Below are 345 nucleotides of genomic sequence, written 5' to 3' on the forward strand. Positions count from 1 at the left end.
CGCATCTGGGCCGGTAAGGATGGTTGGTGCCATTTGGCGTTGGTGATCGACTGCTGCACCCGTGAGTTGCTGGGCTGGCATCTGTCACGCAGTGGCAAGTCCAAGACGGCCGAGTCGGCGCTGGAGCACGCGCTGATCAACCGCTTTGGTTGCTTGGGCAAAGTGCCTCAACGCTTCCTGCTGCGCAGCGACAACGGCTTGGTGTTCACCAGCCGCAACTACACCGCGCTGGTGAAAAGCTACGGTTTGCAGCAGGAATTCATCACGCCGTACACACCGGAACAGAACGGGATGGTGGAACGGGTGATCCGCACGTTGAAAGAGCAATGCGCGCACCGGCACCGC

1 protein-coding gene is annotated in these 345 nt (G+C 60.6%); it reads left to right on the top strand.

Annotated elements, in window-relative coordinates:
* Positions 1-3 precede the first annotated feature (3 nt).
* Positions 4-345: transposase (locus tag ACZ9W6_RS17630; RefSeq protein WP_465192491.1), on the top strand; the 342-nt coding region annotated here is incomplete at its 3' end.

The organism is Vogesella lacus (genome assembly GCF_979366295.1).